Source organism: Kitasatospora sp. NPDC048298, assembly GCF_043201465.1.
In the GTDB taxonomy this organism is placed as follows: Bacteria; Actinomycetota; Actinomycetes; order Streptomycetales; family Streptomycetaceae; genus Kitasatospora.
The window spans coordinates 58176-83090 of the sequence record NZ_JBICYZ010000032.1; the positions used below are offsets into that span (position 1 = coordinate 58176).

The window sequence follows — 24915 nt, forward strand, 5'->3', positions numbered from 1 at the left end:
ACTCCCCCTTCTTGTCGGGTGGACCTCTTCCTTGCGCGGCCGGCCGACGTCCCGCGTCGGCCGGCCGACGGAGCGGCTACGGGAGCAGCGAGCGGACCGCCTCGTCCAGGTTCTGGATCTCGGCGGCCACCGCCGTGGTGGCGACGACGCCGGCCCTGGCCCGGGTGAGGAAGCGCAGCACCTGGTCCCAGCGCCGGGCCGGGGAGGCGACCTCGGCCTGGAGGTCCTCGGCGGCCTGTGCCTGGCTGCTGTCCGGTTCGCTGTCCTGGCGCAGCCGGTCGGCGAGCGCGAGCACCCGCCGGGCGAGCGCCTCCTCGTCGACCTCTCCCGCACCGGAGTTGACCGTGACCGAGGAGTTCCGGCCCGCCGCCACGGGCGAGTCGGTGAAGTGGACGGTGGCGTGGCCGCTGACGTGGAACCCGCCGGAGGTGTTCCGGTCCTCGCTCATGACTTGGCCTTCCCTCCTTCGGGGCCGCGGGGCGCCAGCATGGCGCGCACCCGGCTGCCCGCCCCGGCCGCGACCGGGGAGTTGACGAAGCTGATCCTGGCGTTGCCGGAGGTGAAGATGCCCCCGTTGTAGATGACGCTCTGGCGTTCGCGCAGTTCGGAGATGTCGACCTGGTGCTCCTCCAGGAAGTCGATCAGGCTGTCCAGGATCCGCCGCTCGACGACCTTGGTGTACATCTGGTGGTCGATCTGCTGGTAGTAGCGGTGGAACCTCGAGTCGGCCGCCAGCTGCCGGATGCTGGCCATGGAGCCGTAGTTGAAGGCGCTGTGCCGGATCTGGCGCAGCTGGTCGCCGTCCGTGAGCCGGGCCAGGAGGGGCGCGAAGGGCAGGGCCAGCACGTAACCGGTGCCGCGCACCAGCCTGCCGGGCATGCTGGTGAGGGACATCCGGGCCAGGGCGGTCAGTTGGCGCCAGGTCGGCCGGTCGAGCAGGTGGTCGACCAGGTGGTAGGCCTCCTTGACCGGGGGGAGCATCGAGGAGGCGCCCTCGACGAAGAGCACGTCCTTGGCGGGGCTGAGGCCGAACCGGACGGTGCTGGTGGTCACCACCTCGCTGCCCCAGCCGGACACCGTCGTGACCAGGTAGGGCCGGGCCCGGGCGGCGCCGTCCTCCCGCAGCCGGTCGACGAGGGCGGCCGGCAGCTCGGGGGACGGCCGCTTGGTCGGCCAGGGGAGCAGGAAGCCGCGGACGGCCGGGTCGAGGCCCAGGGACAGGTCGGCGCCGCTGACGAAGATCCGCTCGCGGACGTCGACCCCGGGCAGTCCGAGCGACTCCACCGCCCTGGTGATCTCGGCGGTCAGCTCCGCGATGGAGAACGGCAGGACGCGGTCGGCGTGCTCACCGGGCCGGTCCACCGGGATGGTGAAGTTCCAGGTGTCGAGCAGCCGCCCGTACCCGAGGAAGGGCTCGAAGCCGGAGAAGATCGTGACGTTGCCCCTGTGGTCCAGCCCGGCCAGTTCGCGCAGCTGCGCCTCCTCCTTGGGCCGGGTGGCCACCGGCGCCCGCGCGGGGTCGAACGCGGAGCGGCTCAGCCTGGGCTTGATCACGCCGAAGTAGGCGGTGAGCTGCTCGATGAGCACGACGGCCCAGGCCACCACCAGGAGCGGGACCAGGACGACCGGCAGGTCGAAGGGGAGCAGCGAGGGGTCCGACCGGGGGACGGTGTAGACGCCGGGGTAGCCGGGGAGGGGGACGGGCGCGTCCGTCTGCTCGAAGGGGTGGAGGAAGAACGAGGCGACGATGCAGGCCGCGATCAGGGCGAGCAGCACCTTGGTGGTGGTGTGCCGGGTACGGGCGGCGACGGCGTAGCGCAGCACGCAGGCCAGGTCGACGTCGGGCGAGGAGGCGACGGCCCGGCGCGGCTCGCCGAGGACGGTGTCGATGGCGCGGCGGGCGAGGGCGCTGTCCATCTGTACGGCGGCGCACAGGTAGCGGGTGGCGTCCGAGGCGCGCGGCGGCGGGCCGGGCGGGGACGCCGGACTGCCGGGGACGGGGGTCGGCGCAGGGCCGCCGGCGGCCCCGGCGGGGGTCGGGTGAAAGGTCGGGCCAGCCTGGGCGGGGGCCGGTGCGGGGGTCTTCCAGGTGCTGGTGGGGGCCCGGTGGAAGGCCGTGGCCGGGTCGGGGTCCGCACGGCACCCCGTGCAGGGCACTCCCGGAGGGTTCACCAGCCCGCAGGTCGGACAGGTCCAGGTGTCGAAGGTGCTCATGGTCGACCACCCTTCGGTGAGGGTTCGTGTGACGTAACTACCCGTTCCACGACGAAACCTGACCTGTCATCAGGTGGCGAATCCCCTGGCGCGCCGGATCCGGTCCGCCGGGGCCCGCGACCGGCGCGCCCCGCGACGCCCGGCTCGGCGCCCGACAGGCCCGCGGGGCAGTTGTAGGATGACCGGGCAAGCGGTTGTAGGATGACCGACGACCGATGGTGGCGAGATGCGGTGGGAAGGGAGGTCCGGCATGAGCGGCGGTCTGCAGGCGGCCGGGCGGCGTTCCCTGGTGGACACCGCGATCGAGCAGCTGCGGGAGCAGCTCGCGGGCGGGACGTGGCCGGTCGGGTCGCAGATCCCCACCGAGCACGAACTGGCCGAGCAGCTGGGCGTCGGACGGAACACCGTCCGGGAGGCGATCCGGGTGCTGGTGCACGCCGGAATGCTGGTCTCCCGGCAGGGTGAGGGCACGTTCGTCCGCTCCACCAGCGATCCGGCGTCCGTGCTGCGCGGCGTCCAGCGCTCCGGCATCCGGGACGTCCTGGAGGTCCGTGCGGCGCTGGAGACCGAGGGCGCCCGGCTGGCCGCGCTGCGGCACACCCCCGAGGACGTCCGGCGGATGCGCGCGGCCCTGGCCCGTGAGGCCGAGGTGTTCGCGAAGCACCCCGAGCGGGCGAGCCGCGAGGCGACCGTCGAGCACGACCTGGAGTTCCACACCGCCGTCGTCGAGGCCGCGCACAACCCCGCGCTGGCCGAGGTGTACCGCTACTTCGGTGCCTCCGTCCGCGAGGCGATGACCTCCGCCTTCGGCGACCACGACATGCCCGAGGCGGTCGTGGCGACCCACGAGGCCCTGGTCGACGCGATCGAGAGCGGCGACCCGGACCGGGCCGAGGCGGCGTGTCGTGCGCTGCTCGCCGGCCCGACCGCGGCCGTCGAGCAGCTGCTCGCGGCCATCGCGGCCCGGAAGTAGGACGGCGCGAGCCTCCCCTTCCACCGTCCGCTTCCACGCACATCCACGAAAGAACAGCACATCCATGGCCGTCACCCGTGCCCAGCAGCCGGTTGTCACCGCTCCCGCCCCGGTCCCCGTCCGCGCCCGGCTGGCCCATCCGCTCCTGCTGCTGACCGGCATCGTGCTGGTCGCGCTGAACATGCGCGCCTGCCTGGCGGCGGTCTCCCCGATGGTCGGCGAGATCCGGCAGACCTTCGGCCTGTCCGCCACCGTGGGCGGGCTGATCACCACCGTCCCGGTGCTCTTCCAGGGCGTCGGCGCCCCGCTCACCCCCCGGCTGACCCGCCGCTTCGGCGCCGAGCGGGTGGTGCTCGGCGCGGTGCTGGTGCTCGGCGCGGGCGTGCTGCTGCGGGTGCTGCCCTCGGTGGCGGCCCTGTACGCGGGCTGCGTGGTCATCGGCGTGGCCATCGCGGTGCTGAACGTGTCGATGCCCGGTCTGGTCAAGCGCGAGTTCCCGGACCGCGCGGCCGCCATGACCGGCGTCTACTCGACCACCATGCTGATCGGCGCCACGCTCGCGGCCGGCACCTCCGTCCCGCTGGAGCACGCGCTCGGCGGCGGCTGGCGGGCCTCGCTCGGGGCCTGGTCGCTGCTCGCGCTGATCGCGGCGGTGGCCTGGCTGCCGCAGGTGCTGCGCGCCCGCCAGGAACGGCAGCAGGAGCAGCAGCGGGGGACGCCGGCCGCGGCCGCCGCGGCCGCCAAGCCGATCGAGGGCATCTGGAAGTCCCCGCTGGCCTGGCAGATCAGCCTCTTCATGGGCATCTCGTCGCTGCTGGTGTACACCCTGGTCGCCTGGATGCCGACCATCCTGGCCGAGCACGGCATGGACCGCGGGCAGGCCGGTCTGGTCTTCGCCTTCTCCAACCTGGTGCAGGTGGCGGGCGCCTTCCTGGTGCCGCTGATGGCCGGCCGGATGACCAGCCAGCGCGCGCTGGCGGTGGCCATGGTCGCGCTGAACGGGACGGGCATCGCCCTGCTGCTGGTCGCGCCGGTCTCCGCGGCGTGGGTGTCGGCGACCATCCTGGGTGTGGCCCAGGGCGGTTCGCTGGGCCTGGGCCTGGCGTTCATCGTGCTGCGCACCCGCACCGCGGCCGGTGCCGCCCAGCTGAGCGGGATGTCGCAGGCGATCGGGTACCTGGTCGCGGCGGCCGGCCCGGTCGGCGCGGGCGCGCTGCGCCAGCTGACCGGCGGCTGGGAGACCCCGCTGGTGCTGATGCTGGTGCTGGTCGTGGTGGTCGGCACGGCCGGCTGGGGCGCGGGCCGCAACCGGACGCTCTGAACCTCCGAGCAGAACGGCGGTGGGCCCGGACACCTGAGGGTGTCCGGGCCCACCGCCGTTCGGGGCTCAGCGCTGTACCGGGTCCGGTACGGCGCTCACTCCTCGCCGGCGAGCGTCATCCCGGCCAGCTTCACCGAGGCGAACACCGTCGCCGCGACGGTGACCACCAGCAGCAGCGGTACGGCCGCGCCGAGCGAGACGTCGGCGCTGATCGCGTTCTGTCCGGCGACCGCCTCGGCCACCGAGCGGCCCCACTGCTGGATGCTCAGCGTCCGGGCGCCCTCGACGAAGTTCCCGATCGTCGACTCCCAGATCAGGGCGTACGCCAGCCCGGCCACCACGGCGTGCCGGGTGACGACGCCGAGCAGCAGGAACACCGCGCTGTACACGGCCCCGGCGACCAGCACCGCCACGGTGTAGCCGAGCGCCACGCCGTCCTGGGTGCCGACCAGCAGCAGCCCGGCCAGCAGCGTCGGGACGACCGAGAACAGCCAGGTGACGCCGATCGCGACGACCAGTTTGGTGGTGACGATCCGCCACCGGGGCAGCGGCTTGGCGAGCAGGTAGACGATCGAGCCGTCGTCGATCTCGTTGGCGATCACCCCGGTGCCGACCACCAGCCCGAGGATCGGGACCAGGGTGCCGAGGCCGAGGGCGCCGATGATGTTGTCGGCCGTGTCGTGCGGGTCGGCGCTGGAGACGCTCGCGACGGCCGAGACGACCAGCAGCAGGGCGGGGACCACCAGCAGCAGCAGGCCGCGGCGACGGCCCAGCAGCCCGCGCAGGGTCAGCCTGGCGACGGTGGGGTTCATGGTCGGTCGGCCCCTTCCTGGGCAACAACGGTCCTGGCAGCGGCGCTCACGCGGAGACCAGGTACGAGAAGACGCTCTCCAGCGATTCGTCCGCCGGGGAGACGGTGTACAGCCGGATGCCGGCCTCCCGGGCGACCCTGGGCAGCAGGGTGGTGAAGCCCTGGAAGTTCACCGCTTCGATCCGCAGCGCCCGCTCCCGCTCGTCCACCTCGATGCCGGTGGTGGAGCCGTCGGCGATCAGCGCGGCGGCGAGCCGGCGGTCGTCGCTGGAGCGGACCAGGTAGCGGTGCGGGCGGTCGGTCATCAGCCGGCGGATCTTGCGGAAGTCGCCCGAGGCGGCGTGCCGTCCGGCGACCACCACCTCGATGTGCCGGGCCAGCTGCTCGACCTCCTCCAGGATGTGGGAGGAGAACAGCACCGTCCGGCCGTCCGCGCCGAAGCGGCGCAGCAGGTCCATCAGCTGGAGCCGCTGGCGCGGGTCCATGCCGTTGAAGGGCTCGTCGAGCAGCAGCACGGACGGGTCGTGGACCAGGGCGGAGGCCATCTTGACCCGCTGCTTCATGCCCTTGGAGTAGGTTCCGGTGCGGCGGTCCTTGGCGTAGTCCATCTCCACCAGGTCCAGTGCCCGGCGGGCGGCGGCGCCCGGCTGGGGCAGGCCGTGCAGTTCGGCGTTGGCGAGGACGAACTCCCAGCCGGTCAGGTAGTCGTACATCGACTCCCGCTCGGGCACCAGGCCGATCTGCCGGTACACCTGCTGGTTGCGCCAGATCGGCGCGCCGTCCAGGGTGACGGAGCCGCTGGAGGGGGCCAGGAAGCCGCTCATCATGTGGATGAGCGTGGACTTGCCCGCCCCGTTGGGCCCGAGCAGGCCGGTGATTCCGGGGCCGATGGCCATGGTGATGTCGTTGACCGCGACCACGTTCCCGAACCAGCGGGAGACCTTGTCGATGCTGATGGTGGCCATGCCGCCCTCTCAGACGTTCCGATAGCGGCGCAGCAGCAGCCGGTACGAGCCGACCACCATGGCCGCCGCGACGAGCGCGAACACCGCCAGACCGAGGCCGCCCGGCGCGTGCCGGCGGTCGAGTCCGTCGCCGAGCCCGAACAGCTCGTTGACCAGGGACTCCACCAGTTCGGTGGGCGAGATCAGGGACACCCACTGCGCGGCGTCGGAGTCGGTCGTGCCGGTGTGGCTGATCCCGACCACGGCGGCGCCCAGTGCGGCACTGACCGCCAGGTAGCCCATGATGGCGGCCACCCCGAAGCCCCGGCGCGGGGTCGCGGCCGCGATCACCACGGCCACCGAGGTCGGCACCAGGGCGTACAGCAGGGCCGCGACCAGGCCGTACAGGAAGTGCCCGGTGTTGTGCGCGAAGTCCATCCCGCCGAGCAGCGCGCCGATGTACAGCACCAGCAGCGGGGCCGCCATGAGCAGCAGTTGGGCGCAGACCATGGCGCCGAACTTGGCCCGGACGTAGTCGGTGCGGGTGATCGGGCGGGAGAAGTAGAGCGGGACGGTCTGGTAGCGCAGGTCCCGGGAGAACAGCACCGGCGCCTGGGAGGCGAGGAAGACCGAGACCACCAGGCTGAGCATGGAGAGGTAGCCCGCGTACTCGACCGGCAGTTCGTCGCGCTTCATCACGACCGACAGCGCCACCATGATCAGCGCGGGCACGGTGATCACGCCCAGCACCAGCATCGGCAGCACCTTGGACTTGCCGGAGCGGCCGAGCCCGTACGCGGCGCGCAGGCTCTGGGTGAAGAGCGCGCGGGTGGCGTAGGAGCGGCCGAGCCGGGGGCCGGTGTAGCCGCGGTAGCCGATGTCGTGGATGACGCCGGTGTCGGTGGACCTGGCCTCAGGAGGCAGCGACATCGTCCGTTCCTCCCTTGCTCTGCTCGGTGTCCTCGTTCCGCTCGGCGCCCCCGGAGTCGGTGAAGAGCTCGGCGACCCGGTGCCGGCGCTGCTCCAACCGGACCAGGCCGAGGCCCAGTTCGGCGACGGCGTCGCGGATGGTGTCGTACGTCGACTCGTCGGCCAGCCGGACGAGCAGCTGGTGCGAGCCCTCGGACTGGACGGACAGGCCCGCCGCGGCGAGCCGCTCGCGGACCTCCGGGCCCGGCTCCCGCCGGTGGTCCTGCGGGAAGTCGCCGACCTCGACCGCGAGGACGGCCGTCGCCCCGGTGAAGGAGGCCGTGGAGGAGGAGCGCAGCAGCTTGCCGCCGTCGATCACGACCAGGTGGTCGCAGGTCCGCTCCAGCTCGCCCAGCAGGTGGGTGGTGACCAGCACCGAGATGCCGAAGTCGGTGTGCACCCGGCGGATCAGCGCCAGCATCTCGTCCCGGCCGGCCGGGTCGAGGCCGTTGGTCGGCTCGTCCAGCAGTACCAGCTTCGGGTCGTGCACCAGCGCCTGGGCGAGCTTGACCCGCTGCTTCATGCCGGTCGAGTAGCCGCCCATCGGGCGGTACCGCTCCTCGTACAGGCCGACGTGCCGCAGGGTGTCCGCGGTGCGCTCACGGGCCGCGGTGGCGGGCAGGCCGGCCATCCGGGCCATGTGCACCACGAACTCGGTCGCGGAGACGTCCGGTGGCAGGCAGTCGTGCTCGGGCATGTAGCCGACCTGGGCGCGGATCTCGGAGCCCCGGGTGGCGACGTCCAGGCCGAGGACCTCGCCCCGGCCGGAGGTCGCCGGGGCGAGCCCGAGCAGGATCTTGATCAGAGTGGACTTGCCCGCGCCGTTGGCCCCGACCAGCCCGACCACCCCCGGCCGCACCTCGACGGTGAGCTGGTCGAGGGCGGTGACGCGGGGGAACCTCTTGGTGAGGCCGTCCGTCGTGATGACAGCTGTGGACACGGACACAACGTAACGGTCTTGTGCGGTACGGGTCATGAGCTGGAATGACGAGGCCGTCTGCTGCTGCGGTATGACGTCGGCCCCCCTCACCCCTAGGGGTTCGGCACAGGCGGAACCGCCTGTACCCTTTGTCGAACTCTTGACGTACTTGCCGAGTTCTTTGCCGACGGGGGTGCCGGAACAGCGTGCCGGCACGGAGGGGAAGCGATCGACATGTCTGATCGGGCGACCGCGTTCGACCGGATGATGAACCCTTGGGCCTACGACGCCGACGGGAACCTGACCGCCCAGGCCCGCGCCCAGGAGACGGCCCGCACCCAGCTCAACTCGGCCGCGGCGGCGGGCGGAGGAGGCGGCGGAGGCGGAGGCTTCAGCGCCGACCCCGACGCGCTCACCACCGCCGGGAACAACTCCGACCAGATCCACGCCCGCCTCAACACCGACGGCCGGGGCGCCGACGAGGCCACCGCCAAGGTCTCCACCTCACTCGCCAACTGGAGCACCGGAAAGGCCGCGGCGGGCGCCGCCGGCACCTGGGACCAGTGCGTCGCCGCGCTCGGCGGCACCATCGGACAGACCACCCAGGCGCTGCGCGCCACCGCCGGCAACTACCGCCAGAACGAGTCGGCCACGCAGGCCGGCTTCACCGGCTGAGAGGAGTCCCGTCATGGTCGACTTCCACGAACTCAGCACCGCCGACTTCGGCGTGCTGGACTCCGCCGCCACCGCCTGGACCACCGTCGCCCAGAAGCTCCACTCGCTGGACAGCGACTGGGACAGCACGGTGATAGCCAAGGTCAACTCGGCCTGCTGGAGCGGCCCTTCGGCCGACCAGGCCCGCCCCGGCCTGCAGCGCACCAACGAGCAGCTGACCGCCGCCGTCACCGAGGCGAACGCCTTCGCCTCGATCTTCACGGAGGCGTCGACCGAGTTCAAGGCCGCCAAGGCCAAGCTGGACAAGGCCGTCGCGGCCGCCCGGACGGCCGGCCTGACCGTCACCGACAACGGCACCGTGAGCTGGCCCCCGGCCGACAACGCCACCCGCCACGACTACGAGGCCATGCGGGACTACCAGCGGGAGTGGGGCGACAAGGCCGAAGCCGCCCGCAAGGAGATCGACGCCGCCGTCGCCGAGGCCACCGCCGCCGACGAGCGGATCGCCTACGCACTGCGCGCCGACAGCATGACCGACCAGCAGAAGTCCTTCAACGGCAAGGCCATCGGCGGCGGCCCCGAGGCGGACGGCAAGCGCGCCGCCCAGCTCGCCGCCCGGGGCGGGGACATCACCGAGCCCGAACTCACCGAGCTGAACTCGCTGTTGGCCTCGCACGGCAACGACCCGAAGTTCGCCACCAAGTTCTACCAGGACCTCGGCCCGGACGGCCTGATCAAGTCCTGGAACGGCATGGTCGGCGACCCGGCGCACCCCTGGGACGCCAAGGACCCGCGCTGGAAGGCCTACGAGCAGCTCCAGAAGAACCTCGGGCTCAGCCTGGCCACCGCCACCCGCACCACCAACGAGCCGCACCTGTCCGACGAGTGGGCCGCCGCCCTGCGCAAGGCCGGCTCCCAGCCGGTCTGGGACAAGCCGTACCGGGCCTCCGGCCTGGACTACGTGCCGTACGGCTACCAGGTGCTCTCCGGCATCCTGATGAACGGGAACTACGACGCCCACTTCATCAACCCGATCGCCGAGCACGTCACCCAGCTCGACACCCAGGACCGGTACTGGCCGGCCCCGATGCCCGGATCCAAGATCCACGGCTTCAACCTGACCGGCGGCGACGAGGCCGGCTCCGGCTTCCGCCCCACCACCGCCATCCTGGAGGCGCTCGCGCACAGCCCGGAGGCGTCCACCAAGTTCTTCACCGAGCAGCCGACCGCGTACAACCAGGACGGCACGGTCAACCAGGGCGGCAAGCCCAAGCCCGCCGACTACTTCACCTACTACTCCCACGACAAGGACTGGATCCCCGACACCACCTCGCGGGACTCCAAGGTGTGGGACGCGAGCAAGCAGGCCGGCCCGGCCGCCTTCGGCCGCGCCCTGGAGGCCGCCACCACCGGCCACCCGTACGACGAGCCGGGCCCGATCCCGCCGGCCAAGCACACCTCCGAGCAGGCCGACCTGATGAACCGGGTCGTGGACACCTTCGGCCGGCACGGCGGCGACGGCGCGCTGGACGACATCAAGGGCGACGGCAAGCTCGCCGCGATGCGCGGCAGCCTCGGACACATGACCGCCGAGTACATCGGGGACGTGCAGAACTCGCTCTCCCACGGGCACGACCTGCCGGTCAACGGCTCCCCGGCCACCCTCAACGCCTCGTCCGTGGCCGGCCTGCTCGACGCCCTCGGGCGCGACCCGGACGCCTACGGCGCGGTGGCGAACGCCAACCAGGCGTACACCACCGCACTCATCCGCGGCCACCTGGACAGCGGGCAGACCGACTTCGCCCGGCTGGAGTCGGACATCAAGCACAACGCGGAGTCCGGCGGCGTCGTCAGCGGCTACCTCAACCAGGCCCGGATCGACGAGGTGCAGAACCAGCACGCCGTCTCCGACAAGGAGTTCAACGACGCGCTGGAGAAGAACGTCGGCTACGGCAAGGACGCCTTCAACGCCGTCATCGGCAGCGTGACCGAAAAGATCCCGCTCGGCGGCGAGATCGCCGGCGCGCTGGTCGACGAGATCGCCGACAGCGTGATCGAGGCCAACAAGCACGACACCACCGAGGACGGCCGCCAGGAGAGCCGCGACCACACCGCCGACGCCGAGGGCCGGGTGGCCAAGGGGGCCGACCAGGCGGTCCGGGACGCCGGCGACGGCACCGGGATCTCCCGCCAGGACCTCGACCGGCTCGCCAACAGCGCCCGGGACAGCGCGCTCCAGGGCATGGCGCGCGGGACGGCGAACAACAGCAGCACCAACGCGAAGGGCGACGCGTGAGCGGGCTCCCTGGCCGGTGGGCCGGGCGCCTGCACGATCCGCTGCTGCTGCCCGCCGTGCTGGTCGTGGCGGTGGCGGCCGCCGGCTTCGTCGGCTACCGGGACTGGCAGGGCCACCACCCGGCCGAGTCCGCCGGCCGGTCGGCCCAGCTCTGCCACCTGCCCACCGGCCCCGACACCCCGCTCGGGCGGCTGCTGCCGGACGGCGACCAGGACTCCGAGGAGCGGACGAAGTCCGTCGTCGGCGACGACCCGCGGACCTGCGTCATCCGGATCGACGGGCGCACCGTGCTCACCCTGACGTCGGTCGGCCGCCGGGGCGAGCTCGCCCTGGGCACCGAGGCCGCCAAGCGGCCGGACGCGCGCACCTTCGAGGTCGCCGGCCTCGGCGCCTCGTGGCCGGGCGGCGCCGCCGCGGCCGCGGGCTGCCTGACCGGGAAGCACGATCGGTACGACTACTTCGAGCTGGAGATCGTCGCCGGGGAGGCCGTCCGCACCCCCGGCGGCTCCGCCGACGGCGTCCGGGCCGACCTCGAACAGCTCGCCCGGGCCGCGCTGGTGGAGACGAGGAAGGAACAGTGCTCATGAGGCACCCCCGGGCCCTGACCGCCGGCGGGGCCGCGCTGCTGCTCGGCGGCGGCCTGCTCGGCTGGCACCTGTACCTCGACCACACGTCCTACCGACCGCCGGCCGTCACCCTGTCGCACGGCGAGTGCCGGGGCCTGCTCGACGACCCGGACGTCGCCAGGGTGCTGGGCGGCGCTCCCCGGGTCTACGTGCAGACGGACTACCGGACGGCGGACGAGACCAACCCGGCCTCCGTACGGTGCTCGGTCAACGGCGAGGACGGACGGCTGCTGACCGCCGAAGCGTCGTTCGGCGTCGTGCTGCCCGGCGGCGACAGCGCCGGGGCGGTCGACTTCGAATGCACCCTGGACGGCAAGCGCACGGGCTACCGGGCCGTCGTCACGCTCACCGGCAAGGACGGCAAGGCCGTCGCGGACGGACCGGGCCGGGCGCGGATGGGCAGGATCGCCGGTGGCTTCGCCGAGCGCGCCGCCGGGAAGCAGCTCGGCTGCGCGGGCGGTGCCGAACGGCTCCAGGTGATGTGAGCCGCCCGGCACCGCCCCTGGCGCGCGTCAGCTGTGGGCGCGCTCCCACAGCTCGGTGACCTTGCCGGAGGCGTCGAGCGCCACCTTGTAGTCGCCGACGCCCGAGCAGGGGTAGGAGCCCTTGACGTTGGTCGGATCGGCGAGGCACTCGTTGACGTGCTTCACCAGGTCGGCCACGGCGACGTCCTTCGGCGGGGCCAGCACCGAGCTCAGGTGGCCCTTGGCGGTGGGCGCGATCGGGGCGCTCTTGTCCGCGCCCACCGGCTCGAAGACGACGTCGTTCACGCCGCAGGCGTCCTTGGTCTCCTTGTAGACCAGGGTCGTCGCGCTGGTGCCCTTCACCGGGTACACCCACTTCTGCCCGGCGGGCAGCGGCTCGTGGGTGCAGAAGCCCTCCGGCTCGTCGGAGGGCTTCGCGCTCTGCGCGGGCTTGCCGGTCGGGGCGGGCTTGCCGCTCGCCGCCGGGGCGGAGCCGGCGCCGGTCGGGGCCGCGGTGGCCGGGGCGGCGCCGGCGCCGGTCGGAGCGGTGGTCACCGCGGTCGACCCGCCTCCCGCGCCCTGGTCCGAGTTGTCCGGGCCGCAGGCGGCCAGTCCGAACGCCGCGGCGGCGACCAGGGCGGTGGCGAGCAGTTTCCCGGAGCTGGAAGAAGGCATGACGAAGAACCCCCCGTTGTGACGCATGATCAGTTGTCCTGTGCGGCGGACAGACTAGCGCCCCGGCCCGACACCGTCCCCGACGGCGGCGCTCAGCCCAGCTGGGCCAGCCCCTCGGTGGCGATCCGCTCGAAGACCGCGAGGTCGTTCTCGAAGATCGAGTCGGGGATCGGCCAGTGGATCACCAGCTCGGTGACGCCCAACTCCCGGTAGGTGCCCGCCCAGTCGACGAAGGCGTCCACCGACTGCAGCGGCTTCTCCGCCGTCGAGCCCTGGAGCAGCACCTTCTCCAGCGTCCCGGCGTCCCGTCCGACGGCCTCGCACGCCGCCGTCAGCTTCTCGATCTGCCGCGCGACCACACCGGGCGCCTCCGCGACGGGCACGTCCGCCGGGCCCTTCGGGTCGCCGTACGTCACCCAGCCCTGCCCGTACTCCGCCGCCAGCTTCAGCCCGCGCGGCCCGGTCGCCGCCACGTAGAACGGCACCCGCGGGGTCTGCACGCAGCCGGGGACGTTCCGCGCCTCGACCGCCGAGTAGTACGCGCCCTCCCGGGTGGTGGCGTCGTTGCGCAGCAGTTCGTCCAGCAGCGGCAGGAACTCCCCGAGCCGCTCCGCCCGCTCCCGCGGCGACCACGCCTCCTGCCCCAGCGCCGTCGCGTCGAAGCCCGTCCCGCCGGCCCCGATCCCCAGCGTGAACCGCCCGCCGGACACGTCGTCCAGCGTGATCAGCTCCTTCGCCAGCGTCACCGGGTGCCGGAAGTTCGGCGACGTGACGAGGGTGCCGAGGCGCAGCCGCTCGGTGGCGCAGGCCGCCGCCGTCAGCGTCGGCAGCGAGCCGAACCACGGCTCGTCCTGGAAGGAGCGCCAGCTCAGGTGGTCGTAGGTGTACGCGGCGTGGAAGCCGAGCTCCTCGGCCCGCCGCCAGATCTTCTGCCCTTCGCTCCACCGGTGGACGGGGAGGATCACGGTGCTCAGTCGCATGGCGACGACCCTACGGCAGTGAACCGTCGTCATCGTCGACGCGGATTCAACGCCGCAGCCAGCTCAGCAGGGTCGTCGCCGTGAACACCGCGCCCGACGCCAGACAGACCGCGCGCGGGGTCAGCCACCCGGGGCCTGCCAGGGGCCGGGACTGCGGGACCGGAGCCAGTAGCGCGTCCGCGAAGGCCTGGGCGGTCGGCGGTCGGTCCGCCGGCTCGACGGACATCGCGGTCCGTAGCAACAGGGAGACGTTCGGCGGGAGCTCCGCTCCGGCCGGGAGCGCCGGCAGCGTCGAGGCGGTCGGCTGGTCGGTCATCAGGGCCGTGGCGCGTCCGCCCGGGCCGAACGGCTTCTGCCCGGTCAGCAGCTCGTAGGCCACGACGGCCAACGCGTACACGTCGGCCCTCCCGTCGAACCCGCCGGTCTGGAAGGCCTGTTCCGGTGCCATGTACGCGGGCGTGCCCGTGGTCACCGTCAGCCCGGACGCGTCGGCCAGGTTCTTCGCGCTGCCCAGATCCGCCACCAGCACCGCGGCGGGCGCGGGGCCGTCGGCGAGCAGCAGGTTGGACGGCTTGACGTCGCGGTGCACCACGCCCGCCTCGTGCAGGACCTGGACCGCGTAGCCCGCCTCCGCGGCCAGCCGCAGCGCCTCCTGCGGGTCGCACTGCCCGACCCGGTCCGCCAGGGTGCCGCCGCGTACATAGTCCATGACGAAGTAGGGCCGGTCCTCCTGCACCCCGACGTCGTGCACCCGGACCACCCGCGGGCTGGCGATCCGGCGCAGCAGCCTCGCCTCCGCCAGGAACCGCTCGCGCACATCGGCGTTGGCGGCCCAGTTCTCGGCCAGCACCTTCACCGCGACCTCGGTGTCGAGCTCCGGATCGTAGGCCTTCCAGACCGTCGCGAAGGAGCCGGCTCCGAGCCGCTCCAGGAGGAGGTAACGGCCGAGCTTGCGCATGTGGCAGCATTCTGCCGGAGTCGGGGGGAGCGCGGAACTCCCGTTCGACGGACGGGATGCCGGACGGGACGGAACGGGGGGATCCGGGTGTTCGAGGATGGCGAGCTGGAAGGGCTCGTGACGGCTGCTCAGGCGGGGGAGCCGGGGTCGAGGGAGTACCTGCTGGCCAAGCTGCGGCCGGCGGTGCTGCGCCGCTGCTCGCGCTTCCTGCCCCACCACGCCGACGCGGAGGAGGCCGCGCAGGACGCGCTGCTGTCCATCAGCACGCACCTGCACGAGTACGGCGGCCGCGGCTCCTTCCTGGGCTGGGTGACGGTGATCGCCTCCAACGCCGCCCGGTCCACCTACCGCTCGATGCGCCGGCGCGCCGAGGACAGCCACGCCGACCTCCCCGAGTCCGTCGACCCGCGCACCACCAGCGTCATCGCCGGGACCCGGCTCGACCTGATGGAGGCGCTGGCCGCGCTGGAGCGGCGGCACCCCACCCTGGTGGAGGCCTTCGTGCTGCGCGACCTGGGCGACCTGACCTACGTCCAGGTGGCCGAGGAGCTGGACGTTCCGTTGGGCACGGTCAAGGACCGGATCCACCAGGCCCGCCGCTTCATGCGCGAGCGTCTGGTCACCGGTCTGTGAACGACGGTCCCGCGGCGGGCCGCGGCCGCGTCGCCGTCCGGCGCCGGTCCGCCGTCGCCGCCCTGGTGGCCGCGGCCGCGCTCGGGCTGGCGACCGGCCGCTTCGTCCTGCCGCCGCCCCCCGGCGCCACCACGCACCCGGCAGCGCGGGCGGGTACCGCGGCCGACGGGGCGTCCCAGGGCGCGTCCGCTCCCGCGACGCCCGGCGTGTCCGTCCCGACGCCCGAGTCCTCGGCCTCCGGCTCCGGCTCCGCCTCGCCGACCGGTGCGACCGGTGCGACCGGGCCGATGACGACCGCGAACCTCCTGGGACCCGCGGCGTTCGACCCGGACGTCGACCCCGGGCGGATCCACGTCACCGACCGGTACGGCGACGGTGCCTACGCCAACGCGGCCTGCTCCGGCGAGAAGACCCTCACGCAGACCCTGGGCGGGCCCGGTGCCCACTTCCGCGGACTGATGACCAGCCCCCGCACCGTCCCGGAAGACCCCACGTGGACCGCCGCCGGCATCGCCGACCAGGTCGCCCGCGAGGTCGCCGCCGAGGCCCGGAGCCCTTCCCTGGCGCAGAACGCCGCCGACCGCCTGCTGCTGGAGGAGGTGCCCTGCCAGGAGGCGACGCCAGGGCACTGGGTCTACGGCAGGACCACGACGGTGCGGCTCGCCCCGGACGTCACCGCGAGCTGGATGGGCAGCTACCAGGGAGACCTCAACACCACCGGTACGGCGCCCGAGGGCAAGGAGCCCTGCGGCGGCATCGCCGTGCTGCGCAGCGGCACCCACTACGCGGTGCTGGAGGTCCACGCCTGCCTGGGGACGGCCGCGATGGACCGCGTCGTCAGGACCGCTCTGTCACAGCTGTGAAACAGCCGGTCGGGGCTCCAACTTTCCCTTCTCCGGCGGCATCTCCCCGGTTGTACGAGGACGCAGCAGGCGTCCCGACCAGCAGGGGGACCAGATGACCGAGAACCAGACCGTCCAGCAGAAGTCCGTTCGCCGCAACCGGGTCGCCGCCGCGGCCTGCGTCGCCGCCGCGCTGATCGCGGTCGGCGTCGTCGGCACCCAGTCGGCCACCGCGGACGGGGCCACGCCCAACGCCGCGCGCCCGACCGCGGTCGCGGTCGCCGCGCCCGGACTCGGCTCCGCCGACCTCGTCCAGAGCGAGGACTTCCGGCAGGGCCTGAACCCGGTCGGCGCGACCGTTTCGCTGACCGGACGCGAGGGGCTGTCCGCGTGCTCCGGCGAGGAGACGATGCGCGGCCTGACCAAGGGCACGGCCACCGGGTACGCGTCCGTGGCCTGGACCTTCGACACCCCCGGCCGACTGGCCGAGTCGGCCGCGAGCGCCCCCACCGGGACCGAGGCCGCCACCTGGGAGCAGCAGCTCGTCGCACTCGTCCAGGAGTGCCAGGACGAGCCCGCCGGCCACTGGTACTACGGCGCGGCCCACACCCTGACCACCAACGGCGGCACCGCCCGCTGGTACCTGGCCTACAACGGCGACGGCACCGTCAGCGGCGGGGCCGCCGTCCTGCGCAGCGGCACCAAGGTCGCCATCGTCGAGCTCACCGGCCGGCCCACCGACGCCCCGGCCTACGTCGAAGGCATCGTCACCGCGGCACTGAACCGCCTCAACTCCTGAACGGCGGCCCCGCTCCGCCCGCGCCGGCGGGCGGAGCGGGCCCCGGGCATCGAAGCGGCTCACTTGCCCGGGTTCCCCCGGGCCCCGGTCCGCCGGAACTGCGGAGGTCGAGCCGGTCCGTGGTGTCCGAGCGCGGGCGCGCTCGGCGCCCCGGTCAGCCCCGGCTGCTCGCGAAGGGGTCGACGTTGAGGTCGCCGCAGACGCTGAGGGTGCCGTTGTCGACGCCGCCGGTCACGGCCACCTGCACCTGCTGGGTGGTGTTCGGCAGGATGATCGAGACCTTGGAGCCGGTCACCGAGCACACGTAACGGCCGGAGGCGGTGGCCTGGCCGTTCACGTCGCTGTAGAGCAGATCCGCGGTGGCCTGGGCTCCCGGGGCCAGCGTCACCGGGGTGTTCGGGCCGCCGTCGTGACGCACGGCGTCGATCGCGGAGGACTTGCCCTGGTCGTCGGCGAGTTGGACGCCGGGGAAGCCGCTGAGGGTGCAGCTGCGCCCGGAGGTGTTGACCGCGCGGATGATCGCCGTGGCGGGCTGCTGCTCGGAGGCGTGGGACGTGGGGCCGGTCACGCTGAGCTTCACGTCGGCGGGGGTGCAGCTCTTGGAGCCCGCGGCGGTGCCGGAACCGCCGGAACCGCCGCCCGTCGTCGCACTCGCCGCGCCTGAGGACGCGCCGGCGCCCGAACTCGCCGCGGCCGTCGTTCCGGACGCGGCCGGGGCCGGGGCCGAGGGCGCGGAGCCCGCCGCCGAGGGCGCGGAGCCCGCCGCCTCCGAACCGGCGCCGGGCCCGTCGCAGGCGGTCAGCGCGAGGCCGGCGGTCAGGGCTACGGCGGCGGTGGCGATCAGGCGTGCTGCGGTGCGCATGTGTGTTTCCCCCCGAGGCAGGGCTTCCCTGCCGTATCCGTGTCGCTCGTGTTCGTAAACCTTCCTCACCAGTTGTATCGGGCGGAGATCCACAGCTCCATGCGTCGGCTGTCACAGCCGTGCCACAGCGGTGCGGCGGCGGAGCGTGCGCGCGGTGGAGGCCCGGTGAACACGGGGATCGGCGCGGTCGGGTGCCCGGTCGCGTGCCCCCGCCCCCACGCGGGAGCGGTCACGCGTGTCCGTGACCCGGACCGCGCCCCCGCGAAGACGTGGCTGGGCGGCGGTCCGGCGGTTCGGCAGAGTTCCTCGTGCCGGCAGACGACACTGCGGCGAACCCAACCGAGACCGAGGGAGAACGCCATGAGCGAGATCACGAACACCGAGCTGCTCCGCGTCGACGCGATCGTGCAGGACCTGGTGGAGCTCGACGCCACCGAGTACGGGACCGAGGCCCTGTCGATGACCCAGGCCACCTTCTCCGACTACAGCTGAGTCCGGCCGCGGGGGGGGGGGGGGGGGGGGGGGGGGGGCGCCCCCCCCCCCCCCCCCCCCCCCGGGCTCCGGCCGGGACGACCGCGGCCGGCGCCGGACGACAGGCGACGAAGAGAGGTGCGATCGATGCCGGTCCGCTCGGACCCCCACCCGGTGGTGGAGCGCTTCGCCCGCGTGCGTGCGGCCGCGGCGGCCCGTTACGGGCCCGACTCGCAGGCCGTCACCTTCCTGCTGTACGAGGAACTGATCTCGATGCGGACGCTGCTCGCCGGGGATCCCGGCTGTGCTCCCGCGCGAGACCGGATCGACGAACTGGTCCCCGACATCCAGAGCCGGTACGACACGGCCGGGGCCGTCGAGCCGGCGCAGGTGTACCACCGGACGGTGTCCGTGGACCCGACGGTGATCGAGTTCGACCGTGGCTTCTTCGAGCTGCGGTACCGGCGCGCCCTGCGGGACCTGGGCCGGCGGGCCGTTCGGATCCGGGACCGCGACCAGGCGCTCGCGCTGCTCACCGCCGGGGCCTGCTACCTCTACGCGGTCGACGACGAGGGTGACCTGTGGGTGTGGCCACAGCCCCACCGGCTAGCGGACGTGATGTTCGGCTGGGCGCCGGGCCGACCCGCCGAGGGGCCCCGCGTCGTGCACCCCATGCTCGTCCCCGACCGGCTCAGGGTCAGGGCCGCCGGCGAACTGGTGGTGGTGGGGTCGCCGGAACGCGTCTTCGTCACCGCCAACCTGAAGTCCGGACACTTCCGGCCGCCGCGCGCGTGCGCTGCGGAGATCCGCCGGGCCGCGACGAGCGCCCTGGAGCTGACCAGTCCCGTCGACGTCGACGTGTTCACCATGCCGCAACCGACGGTCACCCCGACCTGTTGAAAGCCGACGGTCACCCCGACCTGTTGAAAGGTGAGTCAACCGATGGAGACGGCATCGGCGGCCACGCCCCTGCGCGACGACGACATCCACATCGGCGTGGAGCACGAGTGCAAGTGGCAGCTCCCGCCGGCCGCCACGGCGGATCCGGCGGCCTTCGTCGAGGCGGCGGTGTTCGCCGAGCTCGTCGACGCGGCCGCCGAGCCGCAGGACCACCTGCAGTCGGCGCTGTACCTCGACGACGCCTCCGGCAGCCTCGCCCGCGCCGGCCACTCCCTGAGCATCGTCGTCAACAGCGGTGCCCCGTCCGGGACCTGTGTCGTCGTCCTCAAGCAGACGATCCACCGCCGGGGCTGGCGCGACGGCCTCGAAGTGCGCCAGCGCGTACCGCACCGGGAGGTCGGCTCCCGCATCCAGGACGGCTCGCTGCTGCCCGTCGTCCACGCGAGGGGGCTCGGCCTGGTCGCCGGGGCCCTGCGGCCGGCCGGTGTCGCCGTCCAGCGGAGGTACAAGTGGCACGGGCGCACCGCCGACGGCACGGAGGTCTGCTGCAGCCTGGACCACGTCGAGTTCGGCGACCCGGCGACCCCCCGCGCCGAGCGCCGCAGCTACGACTGCGTCGAGGTCGAGGTCAACTCCTCGCTCCCGGCCGTACTGGCCGGCCTGGACCGGCTGGCCCGCCGACTGGACGTACGGCTCGGCGTGCCCCGGGACCGCACCAGCAAGTCCCAGCGTGCCTGGGAGGCCGAGCGGAACGGCCGGGCCGGTGGGTAGTGCCGCCCGCCCCGCGCGGCTGGGCGGCGCCTTCCTGCTGATCTGGTCCGGGCGGTCGCTGTCGCTGCTGGGCGGCTACGTCCAGTACCTGGCGCTCCCGCTGTGGATCCGGCAGGTCTCCGGGTCCACCGTCGCCGGGCTGCTCGCCCTCGGGATGAACTTCGTGCCCCAGATCGTCTGCGCGCCCTTCGCGGGCGTGCTCGCCGACCGGTTCGACCGCCGCCGCCTGGTGATCGCCGTCGACCTCGCCGCCTTCGCGGTGGCGGCTTCGCTGGCCCTGAGCGTCGACCCGCACCGGCTGGGCTGGGTCTACCCGCACCTCGCCGTGCTCCAGGTGCTCTCGGCGCTGAGCGTCCCCGCGTTCATGAGCATGCTCCCCGACGTGGTGCCCAGCGGTCGTCTGCTCGCCGCGAACTCCCTGCTCAACGCGTCGGCCGGAGCGGCCGTGACCGTCGGACCGCTGCTCGGCACCGCACTGCTGGCGCACTCCTCGATCACCGTGGTCGTGTGGATCAACGCGCTGTCCTACCTGGTGGCGGCCGGGTGCATGCTGCCGAGGACACCCGGCGCCGCCCACGCCGACGCACCCGCGCACGGCCGGGTCCGCACGCAGCTGTGGCAGGGCCTGACCGCGGTCCGCACCGACCCGGTGCTCCGGTCGACCGTTGCCGCCGAGGCGCCCTGGAACCTGTGCTTCGGGGCGGCGAGCGAGCTGGTCCTGATGCACTTCGGCGCGTCCGCGCTCGAACACGCCCCCGGGCTGTTCGGGCTCGGCGCCGGTCTGGGCAGCCTCTCGGTGACCCTGGTGCTCGCCCGGGTCCGCCGCGACGTGCCGGCCGCGTCCCTGTTCACGGTCGCGGTGCTCGGCACCGCGCCGGTGGCCCTCGCGGTGGCCTGGCTCGCGGCCGGCGGCGACACCTGGCGCGTGGTGCTCGCCGGACTGCTCCTGGGCGTGCACGCGTACCTGATCGTGATCGGGCCGACCATGCACTGCCAGCAGCGTCCGGACCAGCGGTTCCGGGGGCGGGTCACCGCCGTCCGCCGCGCCTGGAAGGCGGTGTGGCAGCTCGCCGGCCTCGGCGCCGCGGCGCTGCTGACCCAGTGGGTACCGGTGCCGGCGGTGGTGGCCTGCGGCGGTGTCCTGGCGACCGCGGCCGCGACCCCGTGGGCGTGGCGGGCGCTGCGGGCCGACCGCCCGCACCGGCCGGCGGCCACGGCCGCGCCGGTGCCGGCGCCGACCGGGGGAGGCGCCCGGTGACCGCCGTCCCGCCGGGCACGGCCACCGTCGTCCGCGCCGGTGACCCGGCCGTCCCCCGCCCCGGCGGCTCGGTCCTGGTGGACCTCCCGGCCGGGCACCTCGACGACCCGCCGGGCCGGGCGGGCCTGGCCGCGCTGCTCGCCGCCGTGCTGAACGAACCGCGGTGCGGCGGCGCCGCGGCGCGCGCCGCCGTCGAGGGCTGGCGCACCCGGCACCACCTGGACGACCACAGCTCGTCGTTCGCGTACTGGTCGCACCGGCCCGCCGCTCTGGCCTCGGTCGTCGACGACCTGCGGCGCACCCGGCTGCCCGCCGGAGCCGCGGGGGAAGAGCTCCTCGCGCGACTCCGGGCGCGCGTGGTGGCGGCGGCCGAGGGGCACGGTGCGCCCCTGCTGGTCCTGGTCAGGCGTCAGCTGGAACGGGCCTCCTGGGGAGCCCTCCCGCACGACCGGATCACCACCCGGGACACCGTGGCCGAGGTGACGCCCGCCGAGCTGGCCCGGTCGGTCGACCTGCTGGTGGACCGGGCGCGGGTGCACGACGCCACCACGGCGCCGGACCGCGACGGCGGGGCGCCGCACGGGACGCCGCAAGGGGCGGTACGGGGAGCGGCACGCCGCGCCGACGGCGACGCACCCTCGTGGCACGGCGGACTCGACACCGACGTGCGGGCCGACAGCGACGCGCGGGTCGCCGTCCGCCTCCCCGTGCAGGACCCGCCGCCCGGGGTCCTCGAACTCCTGGTGGAGGTGCTGGGCAACGGCACGGACGGCCGGCTCCACCACGAGCTGCGCCACCGCAACCACCTGGCCTACGGGTTCACCGCCGCCTGCTCGCGGCAGCACGGCCGCGCCTCGATCGACGCCACCGCCACGGTGGCACCACAGCACGCCGCGGCGGCGGTGCGCGTGCTGGTGGAGGCCCTGCGCCGGCTGGCGGAAGGCGTCGGTCCCGAGGAGACGGCCTCGGCGCGGTGGAGGTACCGGGCCGGGCTGCTCGCCGAATCCGACGGCCCGTTCGGTCCCGCCGACGAACTCCGCCGGCACGTGCTCGGTCGATCCGGCACCGGCGAGCGGCTGGCGGCGGTGGCGGACCTCGACGTCCTGCCCGGGCCGTCCTTCGCCCCGCTCCCCCCTGCGGTCGCGGCGGTCGGCCCCTTCGACGAGCGACACCGACGGCAACTCGCCGCAGCGTACGAGGAGATCCGGTGAACGACACGGAAGCGGTCCCCGCGGCACGGGGCACCGTCCTCGGCTCCGGCGGGCTCCACGTCGAGTGGGAGGCCCTGCCGTGGGCCCACTCGGTCGGCGCCGCCCTCGTGGTGGGCTGCGGCTCCCGCGACGACCCGGCGGGCCGCGAGGGCACCGCCCACCTGGCCGAACACCTCCAGGTGCTGGCCGACCCGGCCGCCGGAGCCGGGGGCGTCCCCCTGGACGCCGTGACCGGCGTCGACCGGACCACGTTCCGGGGCACCGGCGACCCGGACGACGCGGGACGGCTGGTGCGCCGCCTCCTCGACATCGCGTCCGGGCGCGGGCCCCGCACCGCCCCGGACGTCTTCGAGGGCGAACGGAACGCCGTGCTCCTGGAGACCCGCCGCATGGACCACCGGCCCATGCTGCGGCTCGGGCCGGCGCTCGCCGCCGCGGCGGCCGACGAACCGGGTCTGGACGCCGTCGGCCGCACCACCACACGGTCCGTCGGCCGGATCACTCCGGCCGACGTGCGCGGTGTGGTCGAGCGGGGGTACCCGGGCGCCGGCGCCCGGCTCTTCCTGGCCGGTCCGCCCGGCGCCGCCGACGGCGTACGGGCGGCCCTCGACCGCCACCGACCGACCTGCGCGCCTCCCCGGGGATCCGGCGGCGACACCACCGTGCCGCGCCGCCCGGCGGAGCCCGGCGGGCACCTCCCGCTCGACGGTCTCGACGGCCTGGTGGCCGTCACGCTGCTGCGCCCGCGCGACACCCCGTCACTCACCCTCGACGCCCTCCTGGACCCCCGGGGGCCGGTCGTGGGCCACCCGGCCGAGGACGGCCCGCGGCCGATCGGCCGCACCGTCGTCGAAGGCCGGTCCGAGCGCGTCGACATGGTCGTCTGGCGCGCCGAGGACATCGCCGTCCCGCTCGAACGACGCCTGGCACAGCTGGTCGCGGGCGACTGGCGGGCGCCCCTGGCGGCGCTCACCGGGCGGCTGCGCGACGCCCGCGCGTCCGCCCGGCACTGGCAGCTGGCCACACCCCTCGGCCGGGTCGGCGACGCGGCCGACCGGTACGCCCTCCCGGGGCGTCCGTGCGGCCCGCGGCGGATCGCGCTGTGGCGGGTCACCGGCGGAACCCCCGAGTGCCTGGCCCGCCACCCACTCCCCTGACCTCATCGGACACCTCGTCCCCAGCCGTATCGGAGCAACCCATGGAGTTCCCCAGCGCCTTCGACGCCCGCGGGCTGCGACTGCGCCCCTACCGGGACTCGGACGTACCGGCCCTGGTGGCCAACGGCAACGACCCCGAGACCCTGCGCTTCATGTCCGGCACCCCGGGCGTCATCACCACCGGGACGATGCGCTCCTGGGTCGGCGCGTCGGCGGAGCGGGCCCGGCAGAACCCCGACCGGCTCGGTTACGCCGTCGCCGACCCGGCCGACGACGCCCTGCTGGCCGGTGCCGTCGTCCACGTCACCCGCCGCCGCTCCAGCGCCGAACTGGGCTTCTGGGTCGCCCCGACCGCCCGCGGCCGCGGCGTGGCGACGGCGCTCACCCGGGCGCTGACCGACCTGTGCTTCGCGCACGGCCTGCAGCGGGCCGAGATGTTCATCAGGGGGGAGAACGTCCGCAGCCAGCGGGTGGCGCTGGCCGCCGGCTTCCGGCGGGAGGGGGAACTCCGCGGTGTCCTGCCGGGCGTCGGCACCGAGCGGCACGACGCCGGTCTCTGGTCCCGGCTGCCGGCCGACGGCGACACCCGCACCCCGCGGCTGCTGCCGGACCTTCCGGAGGGCGGGCTGACCGACGCGGTGGTCACCCTGCGCCCGGTCGGCCCGGACGATGCCGCCGCCCTCGCCGCGCTGCGGGGCCACGCCGGAGGTCCGGACACGCCGCCGGACCGGGACGACCTCGCCCGGCACTGCGCCCACGCGCCGGCCCGTTGGCTGGCCGGCGAGTGCGCGGAGGTGCTCGTGGTGGGCGCAACGGGCGAGGTGGCGGCCGAACTGACGCTGGAGTACCAGGATCCCGGGGCCGGCCGCGCCGAACTGCGGGCCGTCCTCGCCCGGGGTGAGACGGCTCCGGAGCTCGCGGCGCGGGGCGTCGGGCTGCTGGCGCGCTGGGCGTTCGGCGTCGGCATCGAGCTGCTGGCCGCCAACGAGGCACCCCACCACACCCGGCTGCAGGGTGTCCTCACCCGGGCCGGGTTCCGCCGTCAGGTGCTCCTCGCCGCCCGGCCGGACACGGGTGCGCTCCCGCCCCCCGGTGCCGACGCCCCGCGACCGGTCGTACCGCGCACCGTGCTCCTGGCCTGAGGCCCCCTCGTGCGGCGGTCATCCGTTCCCCGGACCACGCCGGG

Annotated in this window: 26 protein-coding genes; 16 read left to right on the forward strand and 10 right to left on the reverse strand. The window is 74.2% G+C overall.

All coding sequences use genetic code 11. The annotated features are described in order from the left end of the window. Positions 1-76 precede the first annotated feature (76 nt). On the reverse strand, positions 77-448 hold the full coding sequence (locus ACGF0D_RS23390; protein ID WP_392881658.1) for a hypothetical protein: 372 nt from the start codon (positions 446-448) through the stop codon (positions 77-79). After that, positions 445-2214, reverse strand: a complete 1770-nt coding sequence (locus ACGF0D_RS23395) for a hypothetical protein (protein ID WP_392919123.1) — start codon at positions 2212-2214, stop codon at positions 445-447. Before ACGF0D_RS23395 ends, ACGF0D_RS23390 begins: the two co-directional genes overlap by 4 nt. A 250-nt stretch (positions 2215-2464) precedes the next feature. Here ACGF0D_RS23395 and ACGF0D_RS23400 point away from each other — a divergent pair, with 250 nt between their 5' ends. Then, positions 2465-3187, forward strand: coding sequence for a FadR/GntR family transcriptional regulator (locus ACGF0D_RS23400; protein WP_392919126.1), 723 nt, complete (start codon positions 2465-2467; stop codon positions 3185-3187). A 64-nt stretch (positions 3188-3251) separates the two neighbouring features. Continuing rightward, a complete protein-coding gene (locus ACGF0D_RS23405) occupies positions 3252-4508 on the forward strand; it encodes a CynX/NimT family MFS transporter (protein WP_392881650.1) in 1257 nt (418 codons plus the stop codon). 95 nt (positions 4509-4603) lie between these two features. On the opposite strand, the gene ACGF0D_RS23410 is transcribed toward ACGF0D_RS23405, so the two are convergent. The 4 genes from ACGF0D_RS23410 to ACGF0D_RS23425 are packed head-to-tail and all read right to left on the reverse strand — an operon-like array spanning position 4604 to position 8208. Then, the gene (locus ACGF0D_RS23410; RefSeq protein WP_392881648.1) at positions 4604-5320 is read right to left on the reverse strand and encodes an ABC transporter permease; all 717 of its coding nucleotides are present in this window, start codon (positions 5318-5320) and stop codon (positions 4604-4606) included. 46 nt (positions 5321-5366) lie between these two features. Next, entirely contained in the window at positions 5367-6284 is a 918-nt protein-coding gene (locus ACGF0D_RS23415) for an ABC transporter ATP-binding protein (protein WP_392881646.1), read from the reverse strand. 9 nt (positions 6285-6293) lie between these two features. Then, positions 6294-7193: an ABC transporter permease gene (locus ACGF0D_RS23420; protein ID WP_392919129.1), complete on the reverse strand. Its 900-nt coding sequence runs from the start codon at positions 7191-7193 to the stop codon at positions 6294-6296. Beyond that, complete coding sequence (locus ACGF0D_RS23425; RefSeq protein WP_392919132.1) at positions 7177-8208, reverse strand: ABC transporter ATP-binding protein; 1032 nt, start codon at positions 8206-8208, stop codon at positions 7177-7179. The genes ACGF0D_RS23420 and ACGF0D_RS23425 overlap by 17 nt, the downstream gene beginning before the upstream one ends. Positions 8209-8385: 177 nt before the next feature. Here ACGF0D_RS23425 and ACGF0D_RS23430 point away from each other — a divergent pair, with 177 nt between their 5' ends. Genes ACGF0D_RS23430 through ACGF0D_RS23445 form a run of 4 tightly spaced genes read left to right on the forward strand, consistent with a single transcriptional unit; the run spans position 8386 to position 12233 of the window. Then, the gene (locus ACGF0D_RS23430; RefSeq protein WP_392881638.1) at positions 8386-8826 is read left to right on the forward strand and encodes a hypothetical protein; all 441 of its coding nucleotides are present in this window, start codon (positions 8386-8388) and stop codon (positions 8824-8826) included. Between the two features lie 13 nt (positions 8827-8839). After that, positions 8840-11122 carry a hypothetical protein gene (locus ACGF0D_RS23435; RefSeq protein ID WP_392919135.1) on the forward strand — a complete coding sequence of 761 codons (2283 nt, stop codon included), beginning with the start codon at positions 8840-8842 and terminating at the stop codon, positions 11120-11122. Then, positions 11119-11709, forward strand: a complete 591-nt coding sequence (locus ACGF0D_RS23440) for a hypothetical protein (RefSeq protein ID WP_392919137.1) — start codon at positions 11119-11121, stop codon at positions 11707-11709. The genes ACGF0D_RS23435 and ACGF0D_RS23440 overlap by 4 nt, the downstream gene beginning before the upstream one ends. Then, positions 11706-12233 carry a hypothetical protein gene (locus tag ACGF0D_RS23445; RefSeq protein ID WP_392919140.1) on the forward strand — a complete coding sequence of 176 codons (528 nt, stop codon included), beginning with the start codon at positions 11706-11708 and terminating at the stop codon, positions 12231-12233. Before ACGF0D_RS23440 ends, ACGF0D_RS23445 begins: the two co-directional genes overlap by 4 nt. A gap of 27 nt (positions 12234-12260) precedes the next feature. Here the strand turns inward: ACGF0D_RS23445 and ACGF0D_RS23450 are convergent, their stop codons facing one another. The 3 genes from ACGF0D_RS23450 to ACGF0D_RS23460 form a co-directional block, all read right to left on the reverse strand. Next, the gene (locus ACGF0D_RS23450; protein ID WP_392919141.1) at positions 12261-12887 is read right to left on the reverse strand and encodes a hypothetical protein; all 627 of its coding nucleotides are present in this window, start codon (positions 12885-12887) and stop codon (positions 12261-12263) included. A 92-nt stretch (positions 12888-12979) separates the two neighbouring features. Then, on the reverse strand, positions 12980-13867 hold the full coding sequence (locus ACGF0D_RS23455; protein ID WP_392881626.1) for an LLM class flavin-dependent oxidoreductase: 888 nt from the start codon (positions 13865-13867) through the stop codon (positions 12980-12982). A 46-nt stretch (positions 13868-13913) separates the two neighbouring features. Continuing rightward, positions 13914-14825, reverse strand: coding sequence for a serine/threonine-protein kinase (locus ACGF0D_RS23460; protein ID WP_392919144.1), 912 nt, complete (start codon positions 14823-14825; stop codon positions 13914-13916). Between the two features lie 117 nt (positions 14826-14942). On the opposite strand from ACGF0D_RS23460, the gene ACGF0D_RS23465 reads away from it, so the two are divergent. The 3 genes from ACGF0D_RS23465 (at position 14943) to ACGF0D_RS23475 (ending at position 17099) form a co-directional block, all read left to right on the forward strand. Then, the gene (locus ACGF0D_RS23465; RefSeq protein WP_392919146.1) at positions 14943-15458 is read left to right on the forward strand and encodes an RNA polymerase sigma factor; all 516 of its coding nucleotides are present in this window, start codon (positions 14943-14945) and stop codon (positions 15456-15458) included. Continuing rightward, positions 15455-16321: a hypothetical protein gene (locus ACGF0D_RS23470; RefSeq protein ID WP_392919149.1), complete on the forward strand. Its 867-nt coding sequence runs from the start codon at positions 15455-15457 to the stop codon at positions 16319-16321. The genes ACGF0D_RS23465 and ACGF0D_RS23470 overlap by 4 nt, the downstream gene beginning before the upstream one ends. Positions 16322-16415: 94 nt before the next feature. Continuing rightward, a complete protein-coding gene (locus tag ACGF0D_RS23475; protein WP_392919152.1) occupies positions 16416-17099 on the forward strand; it encodes a hypothetical protein in 684 nt (227 codons plus the stop codon). A gap of 154 nt (positions 17100-17253) precedes the next feature. Here the strand turns inward: ACGF0D_RS23475 and ACGF0D_RS23480 are convergent, their stop codons facing one another. Then, entirely contained in the window at positions 17254-17961 is a 708-nt protein-coding gene (locus ACGF0D_RS23480; protein WP_392919155.1) for a DUF4232 domain-containing protein, read from the reverse strand. Positions 17962-18321: 360 nt separating this feature from the next. Between ACGF0D_RS23480 and ACGF0D_RS23485 the strand changes: the two genes are divergently transcribed. The 7 genes from ACGF0D_RS23485 (at position 18322) to ACGF0D_RS23515 (ending at position 24871) form a co-directional block, all read left to right on the forward strand. Continuing rightward, positions 18322-18453: a hypothetical protein gene (locus ACGF0D_RS23485; RefSeq protein ID WP_392881613.1), complete on the forward strand. Its 132-nt coding sequence runs from the start codon at positions 18322-18324 to the stop codon at positions 18451-18453. A 126-nt stretch (positions 18454-18579) separates the two neighbouring features. Further along, positions 18580-19332, forward strand: a complete 753-nt coding sequence (locus tag ACGF0D_RS23490; RefSeq protein WP_392919158.1) for a hypothetical protein — start codon at positions 18580-18582, stop codon at positions 19330-19332. 42 nt (positions 19333-19374) lie between these two features. Continuing rightward, positions 19375-20103 carry a hypothetical protein gene (locus ACGF0D_RS23495; protein WP_392881608.1) on the forward strand — a complete coding sequence of 243 codons (729 nt, stop codon included), beginning with the start codon at positions 19375-19377 and terminating at the stop codon, positions 20101-20103. Further along, on the forward strand, positions 20096-21361 hold the full coding sequence (locus tag ACGF0D_RS23500) for an MFS transporter (protein ID WP_392919161.1): 1266 nt from the start codon (positions 20096-20098) through the stop codon (positions 21359-21361). Before ACGF0D_RS23495 ends, ACGF0D_RS23500 begins: the two co-directional genes overlap by 8 nt. After that, positions 21358-22572, forward strand: a complete 1215-nt coding sequence (locus ACGF0D_RS23505; protein ID WP_392919164.1) for an insulinase family protein — start codon at positions 21358-21360, stop codon at positions 22570-22572. The genes ACGF0D_RS23500 and ACGF0D_RS23505 overlap by 4 nt, the downstream gene beginning before the upstream one ends. Then, positions 22569-23729, forward strand: coding sequence for an insulinase family protein (locus ACGF0D_RS23510; RefSeq protein WP_392919166.1), 1161 nt, complete (start codon positions 22569-22571; stop codon positions 23727-23729). Before ACGF0D_RS23505 ends, ACGF0D_RS23510 begins: the two co-directional genes overlap by 4 nt. A 41-nt stretch (positions 23730-23770) precedes the next feature. Next, complete coding sequence (locus ACGF0D_RS23515; RefSeq protein ID WP_392919169.1) at positions 23771-24871, forward strand: GNAT family N-acetyltransferase; 1101 nt, start codon at positions 23771-23773, stop codon at positions 24869-24871. Positions 24872-24915 lie beyond the last annotated feature (44 nt).

Coding starts and splice junctions, on each gene's coding strand:
- ACGF0D_RS23390 (WP_392881658.1), bottom strand. CDS start 448: ATGAGCGAGGACCGGAACACCTCCGGCGGGTTCCACGTCAGCGGCCAC.
- ACGF0D_RS23420 (WP_392919129.1), bottom strand. CDS start 7,193: ATGTCGCTGCCTCCTGAGGCCAGGTCCACCGACACCGGCGTCATCCAC.
- ACGF0D_RS23455 (WP_392881626.1), bottom strand. CDS start 13,867: ATGCGACTGAGCACCGTGATCCTCCCCGTCCACCGGTGGAGCGAAGGG.
- ACGF0D_RS23460 (WP_392919144.1), bottom strand. CDS start 14,825: ATGCGCAAGCTCGGCCGTTACCTCCTCCTGGAGCGGCTCGGAGCCGGC.
- ACGF0D_RS23395 (WP_392919123.1), bottom strand. CDS start 2,214: ATGAGCACCTTCGACACCTGGACCTGTCCGACCTGCGGGCTGGTGAAC.
- ACGF0D_RS23415 (WP_392881646.1), bottom strand. CDS start 6,284: ATGGCCACCATCAGCATCGACAAGGTCTCCCGCTGGTTCGGGAACGTG.
- ACGF0D_RS23435 (WP_392919135.1), top strand. CDS start 8,840: ATGGTCGACTTCCACGAACTCAGCACCGCCGACTTCGGCGTGCTGGAC.
- ACGF0D_RS23515 (WP_392919169.1), top strand. CDS start 23,771: ATGGAGTTCCCCAGCGCCTTCGACGCCCGCGGGCTGCGACTGCGCCCC.
- ACGF0D_RS23425 (WP_392919132.1), bottom strand. CDS start 8,208: ATGACCCGTACCGCACAAGACCGTTACGTTGTGTCCGTGTCCACAGCT.
- ACGF0D_RS23410 (WP_392881648.1), bottom strand. CDS start 5,320: ATGAACCCCACCGTCGCCAGGCTGACCCTGCGCGGGCTGCTGGGCCGT.
- ACGF0D_RS23430 (WP_392881638.1), top strand. CDS start 8,386: ATGTCTGATCGGGCGACCGCGTTCGACCGGATGATGAACCCTTGGGCC.
- ACGF0D_RS23485 (WP_392881613.1), top strand. CDS start 18,322: ATGAGCGAGATCACGAACACCGAGCTGCTCCGCGTCGACGCGATCGTG.
- ACGF0D_RS23495 (WP_392881608.1), top strand. CDS start 19,375: ATGGAGACGGCATCGGCGGCCACGCCCCTGCGCGACGACGACATCCAC.
- ACGF0D_RS23445 (WP_392919140.1), top strand. CDS start 11,706: ATGAGGCACCCCCGGGCCCTGACCGCCGGCGGGGCCGCGCTGCTGCTC.
- ACGF0D_RS23400 (WP_392919126.1), top strand. CDS start 2,465: ATGAGCGGCGGTCTGCAGGCGGCCGGGCGGCGTTCCCTGGTGGACACC.
- ACGF0D_RS23480 (WP_392919155.1), bottom strand. CDS start 17,961: ATGCGCACCGCAGCACGCCTGATCGCCACCGCCGCCGTAGCCCTGACC.
- ACGF0D_RS23490 (WP_392919158.1), top strand. CDS start 18,580: ATGCCGGTCCGCTCGGACCCCCACCCGGTGGTGGAGCGCTTCGCCCGC.
- ACGF0D_RS23450 (WP_392919141.1), bottom strand. CDS start 12,887: ATGCCTTCTTCCAGCTCCGGGAAACTGCTCGCCACCGCCCTGGTCGCC.
- ACGF0D_RS23475 (WP_392919152.1), top strand. CDS start 16,416: ATGACCGAGAACCAGACCGTCCAGCAGAAGTCCGTTCGCCGCAACCGG.
- ACGF0D_RS23405 (WP_392881650.1), top strand. CDS start 3,252: ATGGCCGTCACCCGTGCCCAGCAGCCGGTTGTCACCGCTCCCGCCCCG.